Genomic DNA, 6,003 nt, shown 5'->3' with positions numbered 1-6,003 from the left:
ATGTACTCAGCTTGTAACTCTACCTCCAAGGACGACTTCAGGCGTTTTTCTTGTTGAGTTGAGGCTTATTAGAACGAGTATAACAATTGTTCGCATGAAAAAAAACTATTGTACGGTTTGGTTAGGCGTCTGTAATATGTTACGGACAGGGAGCAGAGAATGATGGTGTAGCAGAATAAATTGAATTTGCGGAATGGGGACTCTTGAGTCCTGAGCGATCTGCGGAGGCGAATATGAGGATGCGCAGACTTTTCGGACTGCATTGCAGCTATTTGAGCTTTTTAGTGCTTATTTTAGCGGTATCGGACTGCATAGCCATAGCTCTTATTTCCACAATTTCTATTAAAAATAGGGTGTATTTGCGTGAATAGGTGCAACTGAGTCCGATAGTGTAGCAAAATAGCCTGAAATTGCGAAATTAGGGCTCCTTAGTCCGTACGATCTGCGATGACGAGGAAGATTCATAGAGCGGAAAAGCATCGCCTTTTATAAGAATACATTGCGGCAGTTTGATGTATATCTACAGTTTTTTATGCTAAAATAGACGCAATTCTGCTTGCCATACTTTTGCTTTGGCGAGGAGGATCATAGGGTGTGGCATTGGTGAATGGGAAGGGGGCTGCGTATATGGGGATGATGTCCTGGCTGGTTGAGCAGCGAATTCAAGAATCTATGCGTAATGGGGAATTTCGAGATTTACCTGGGCATGGCAAGCCACTGGAGCTTGAGGATTTATCGGGCGTGCCAGAAGAATTGCGCATGTCGTTCAAAATTATGAAGAATTCCGGGCTGGTGCCCGAGGAAGTATCATTGCGTGCAGAATGCGTTACCCTCGAAGGGCTGCTCGCTGCCTGCCACAATAGCGGAGGTATTGAAACTAGTGAAGGCAAGGCAATCCGGGCAAAATTGTCATTGAAAAGGCTGCGTCTGCAAGAGCTTCTGCGTGAACGAGGCTTAGATAGTAATTCTGCTTTTATGGAATACAGTGTTCAAATACACGAACAGATAATTAGGGAAGAAGAATAACGATTATTAGGGTTCTTTTGTTTGGACATGAGGATAAATAGTATGATATAAAGGCATCTCTAAGTCGGTTTAGACGAAAGAGTTGCCTTTTTGCGTACTTCGCTTCATAAGTGTATTCTCATCTTGCTTGCTTGAAATATACCCATTCTGGATCACCATCGTCTAAATTCTCAATGATTCCGCTTCTTACAAATCCTAGAGAAAGACACACTTGCTGCATGATCGTATTGGACTCATTGGTGGAAGTAAACAGCTTTGGGGTTGGAGAATGTTCTTCAATGTAACGAATAAGTGCACCGGCAATGCCAAGACGTCTGAAATTAGGATTCACAATTACGAGCTGAATAAAACAGCATTCGAAAAAAGTGGTATCGTAACAAGCATAACCGACAGGCTCACGGTTAATCGAAGCTACAACACATTGCTCGTTTAGAATGTATTGCTCGATTTTAGGTTTGCGATTTTCGCTGCCAATGACCATGCTATCGATCTTGCTGAGTATAGATAAATCTGAAATAGCGGCAGTAGTTGTAGTTACAAGCATTTTAGAAAGCCTCCTTTTCTATAATATAAGAAAGTTATACTTGAAATGGTAAGTGCAGTTTATCTTGATCTTTGAAGTTTTTTCGCACATGATAAATAGGGTTTAGACCACATCAAAGGAAATCATAACATATTATTACAAACGATGGAGAGATACAATGAAACAGCTTCCAATTTTACAGGTGCTTCCAGACCTTAAAAACATACTTAGCTCCTCACCGGCGGCTGTTCTGATTGCAGAACCCGGTGCGGGCAAAACAACAGGAACGCCTCCGGCATTTCTGGACGAGCCATGGATGGCTGGTAAAAGCATTCTTATGCTAGAGCCCAGAAGACTTGCTGCAAGATCAGCTGCAACTTACATGGCGTCCTGCCTTGGAGAAAGTGTTGGACAGACGGTAGGTTATCGGATGCGGAACGACACTAAGGTAGGCAAGCATACACGAATTGTTGTAGTGACTGAAGGTGTCTTAACGAGGATGCTTCAGAGTGATCCATCACTAGGGGATGTGGGTCTGATTATTTTTGATGAGTTCCATGAGCGTAGTCTACATGCGGATCTGGGACTAGCTCTGGCGCTGGAAGCGCAGGCAGTGCTGCGTGATGATCTTCGGATTCTGATTATGTCAGCAACATTGGATAGTAAACGGGTCTCGGTTATGTTGGGCGATGCGCCAGTCGTTGATTGTCCGGGACGAACCTATCCGGTGGAAACTATCTATACCCCAACTACAGGGAATCTTCCAATTGAAAAATCGGCCACAGCCGTAGTGAGACGTGCGCTTGCTGAACAGCCGGGAGATATTCTTGTATTCTTGCCGGGTGAACGAGAGATTCGCAGAACCCAAAATGAGCTGGAACAGGGTAAGCTTTCGGATGGGGTCGTACTTCGCCCTTTGTATGGACAATTACCACAGGTTATGCAGGATGCTGCAGTGGCTCCGTCTAAAGAAGGTGAACGTAAAGTCGTGCTAGCGACCTCCATTGCAGAGACAAGCTTGACGATTGAAGGTGTGCGAACGGTAATTGATACAGGGCTGCGTCGCACGCAGATTTTCTCTCCGCGTACGGGAATGCCAAGTCTTACAACGGTTCCGGTATCGAAAGCCTCTGCCGATCAGCGGCGTGGACGGGCCGGGCGGACAGCTCCGGGCGTATGCTACAGGCTGTGGAGTCAGGAGGAACATAATCGCCTTCCGGATGACAATGTGCCGGAGATTATGGAGACGGATCTTGCGCAGCTCGCTTTGGAGCTGGCGCTGTGGGGCGTGCGCGATCCTGCCGCGCTAGCTTGGCTTGACGCGCCGCCCGCTGCGCCCTATGCGCAGGGCACCGCGTTACTGCGCCAGCTCGGCGCGCTGGATGCCGGCGGCGCCATCACGCCGCACGGCCGCAGCATGGCCGCGCTTGGCGCGCATCCGCGAGCCGCGCATATGCTGCTGCGCGCGGCAGAGCTTGGCGCAGCACCGCTCGCCTGCCGGCTGGCGGCGCTGCTGCAAGAGCGGGACCTGTTCAAGGGTCCCGCGGCACAAGATTGCGACCTCACGCTCCGCGTAGAGGCGCTGCTCCGGTTCGAGCGCTCCGCCGATACGGGCGGAGCGGACCCTGCGGCTCTGCGCGCGGTGGTGCGCGAGAGCCGCAATTTCCTGGCGCAGCTGCAAGCAGCGCCGGTCGGGACCGTGAACGACATCAGCCCCTGCGGGCTGCTTCTGTCGTTCGCCTATCCCGACCGTATCGGGCAGAAACGCGGTGATGGCGCGTTTCTGCTATCCGCCGGTCGTGGCGTGGCCATGCGGGAAGGGCAACCTCTGGCCCGATCCGCTTATATTGTGGCTGCATCTGTTGACGATCGAGCCACACAAGGCGCAATCTTGCTGGCAGCTGAGCTAGAAGAAGGACAACTGCTTAAATATCATGCAGATCACATCATAGAGGATTCTGACGTGTATTGGGATAAAGAAAGTGGAAGCGTGAAAAAACGCCGCCAAACGATGCTTGGCGCTCTTGTCTTAAAAGAAACGTCACATGAAAGACCCTCCGCAGAAGAAACAGCGAAAGTACTGCTAAGTGTAATCGCAGAGGATGGGATTGATATCTTACCGTGGGAAAAGGGAACCCTGCAGCTTCGTGAGCGGTTAATGTTTATGCATGCCTTACGTTCAGATTGGCCGGATGTCTCAGATGAATCATTAATTGAGACGCTGAATGAATGGCTATTACCTTATATTCAGGGTATGCGGAACTTGCGCGATCTTCAGCGAATCCCGTTATCCCGGGCGCTTGAGGGGCTGCTGGACTGGAATCAGCGACAGTTTCTTGAACAGGAAGCACCGACACATATAACAGTTCCTAGTGGTTCGCGTGTGCCGGTGGACTATGCTAATCCAGCTGCTCCCGTACTGGCTGTGCGTTTGCAAGAGATGTTTGGACAGTTAGACACCCCTAGAATTGGAGGGGGGAAGGTACCTGTTTTGCTTCATCTTTTGTCACCGGCAAGAAGACCGATGCAGGTGACTTCTGACCTTGCAAGCTTTTGGCGTGGCACTTATTTTGAGGTTAAAAAGGATCTAAAAGGACGGTATCCTAAGCATTATTGGCCAGACGACCCTTTGCAAGCTATTCCGACCCATCGAACACGTCCCAAGAAATAATATGGTTATTCGTGCACTTGAATTTTAAATTAGATGTTTTGACTTCAGCTTACAGGGTAATTAACTAGCGAAGACAATTACTAAGGAGGGCTTCAAGTGACTAAAAAAATCGTAGGTATCTTTGATACAGAACAAGAAGCAACCAGAGCCATTGAAGGACTTCACAATCAAGGGTTCAGTAATGATGAAATATCAGTAATCACACGTGATCGCGATGAGCTAAGACATATTTCGGATGATACAGGTACAAAAGCTCCCGAAGGAGTGGCAACAGGTGCTGCTACGGGCGGCGTATTAGGTGGTGTTACCGGACTTCTAGCAGGTATCGGAGCGCTCGCCATTCCGGGCATTGGTCCTATTCTGGCAGCGGGACCTATTGTGGCAACATTAACAGGTGCAGCCGTCGGTGCAGGTGCAGGTGGCTTAGTTGGCGGCCTGATCGGTCTTGGCATTCCTGAGGATGAGGCAAAAGAATACGAAGGATACGTAGAAAGTGGCAAGATCCTTGTGCTTGTTGAGGATAATGGACGAGGGTATCAAGCGCATGATGTGTTCCGAGACAATCGCTCACTAAATGCTCAGCGTTACGAAGGCGTCTATAACGAAGATACTCGTCTAGGTAATTCAATGGCTAACAGAGCAGACCGAACGGCTGAAGTTTATAACCGCGATAAAATCTAAAATGTTAATCGGTCTACTTTTACTATGAACAATCCATTAAAGACTGCACCTCCTAGCGATAAGCTGTGAGGTGCAGTCTTTGTTATACATGTGGTATGATATGGATAATAATCCAAATTATATTTGGATATTTGAGAAATAACTGAAAAATGCACAATGCTGATACCATGGCAGTCATTTCTGATGTACATAGCAGTGTTTATACTTTAGAGGCTGTTCTGAAGGAGGGCTTAAATGAAGATATTTGTAGCCGGTGCAGCGGGCGTGATAGGACGGCTATTGCTACCTAAGTTATTTGAAGCGGGGCATGAGGTTGTCGGAATGACCCATAAGGAAGAAAATAGAGCATTTATTGAGAAATGTGGAGCACAGGCGGTAATCGCGGATGTTTTCGATCGAGAGGCCATATTTACGTCCATTCACAAAGCACAGCCAGAAGTGGTTATTCATCAGCTAACTTCACTAAGTCAGCGGAATTTCTCAGATAATTCCAGGATAAGAATAGAAGGAACACGAAATATTGTGGATGCATCCCTTGCAGCTGGCGTGGAACAAATTATTGCACAAAGTATTTCATGGGCTTATGAAGCTGGAGAGGAGCCAGCTACGGAGGAAACTCCATTAGATCTTAAGGCTTTAGAGCCTCGGAGAAGAACGATTGAAGGTATATACTCACTAGAGAAAGCAGTTGCCGAGATCCCAAATCATGTGATCTTGCGGTATGGAATGTTGTACGGCCAAGGAACATGGTATGACACTAATGGCTATATGGCAGAGGAAATTCGTCAAGGACGAGTGACAGCGACAGATGCAGTTGTATCATTCCTACATGTGGAGGATGCAGCTAACGCAGCGGTGCTTGCTCTGAACTGGCCTTCAGGCCCTGTGAACATCGTAGACGACGAGCCTGCTAAAGGATTGGATTGGTTATCAGCTTATTCAGATACCATAGATGCTCCTGCTCCTAATGTTCAAGAAGGCAGAGAAGGATGGGAACGGGGAGCCTCCAATACGAAAGCCCGAATGGATTACGAATGGAGTCCACTGTACCGGTCATGGAGGTCAGGATTTGCTCGGAGCTTGAATGTCCAGAGTGAATGAA

5 protein-coding genes are annotated in these 6,003 nt (G+C 48.1%); 4 read left to right on the top strand and 1 reads right to left on the bottom strand.

Annotated elements, in window-relative coordinates; genetic code table 11:
- Window positions 1-627 precede the first annotated feature (627 nt).
- Entirely contained in the window at window positions 628-1,026 is a 399-nt protein-coding gene (locus CA600_RS26390) for a DnaJ family domain-containing protein (RefSeq protein WP_094874128.1), read from the top strand.
- A gap of 118 nt (window positions 1,027-1,144) precedes the next feature.
- Here CA600_RS26390 and CA600_RS26385 read toward each other — a convergent pair whose 3' ends face one another.
- Window positions 1,145-1,570, bottom strand: coding sequence for a GNAT family N-acetyltransferase (locus tag CA600_RS26385; protein WP_094874124.1), 426 nt, complete (start codon window positions 1,568-1,570; stop codon window positions 1,145-1,147).
- A 157-nt stretch (window positions 1,571-1,727) separates the two neighbouring features.
- Between CA600_RS26385 and hrpB the strand changes: the two genes are divergently transcribed.
- The 3 genes from hrpB (at window position 1,728) to CA600_RS26370 (ending at window position 6,002) form a co-directional block, all read left to right on the top strand.
- Complete coding sequence (gene hrpB, locus CA600_RS26380; protein WP_094874123.1) at window positions 1,728-4,220, top strand: ATP-dependent helicase HrpB; 2,493 nt, start codon at window positions 1,728-1,730, stop codon at window positions 4,218-4,220.
- Window positions 4,221-4,316: 96 nt separating this feature from the next.
- The gene (locus CA600_RS26375) at window positions 4,317-4,901 is read left to right on the top strand and encodes a general stress protein (RefSeq protein ID WP_094874122.1); all 585 of its coding nucleotides are present in this window, start codon (window positions 4,317-4,319) and stop codon (window positions 4,899-4,901) included.
- A 234-nt stretch (window positions 4,902-5,135) separates the two neighbouring features.
- Window positions 5,136-6,002 (top strand): NAD-dependent epimerase/dehydratase family protein, encoded by an 867-nt coding sequence (locus tag CA600_RS26370; RefSeq protein WP_094874121.1) that lies wholly within the window; start codon window positions 5,136-5,138, stop codon window positions 6,000-6,002.
- Window position 6,003: the final 1 nt, after the last annotated feature.

This window comes from Paenibacillus sp. VTT E-133280 (genome assembly GCF_002264385.1).
Taxonomy (GTDB): Bacteria; Bacillota; Bacilli; order Paenibacillales; family Paenibacillaceae; genus Paenibacillus_AQ; species Paenibacillus_AQ nitricinens.
Note: the sequence above shows the minus strand (reverse complement) of the source record. Positions and strands in the feature narration are given on the sequence as shown.

Coding starts and splice junctions, on each gene's coding strand:
- CA600_RS26370 (WP_094874121.1), top strand. CDS start 5,136: ATGAAGATATTTGTAGCCGGTGCAGCGGGCGTGATAGGACGGCTATTG.
- hrpB (WP_094874123.1), top strand. CDS start 1,728: ATGAAACAGCTTCCAATTTTACAGGTGCTTCCAGACCTTAAAAACATA.
- CA600_RS26385 (WP_094874124.1), bottom strand. CDS start 1,570: ATGCTTGTAACTACAACTACTGCCGCTATTTCAGATTTATCTATACTC.
- CA600_RS26390 (WP_094874128.1), top strand. CDS start 628: ATGGGGATGATGTCCTGGCTGGTTGAGCAGCGAATTCAAGAATCTATG.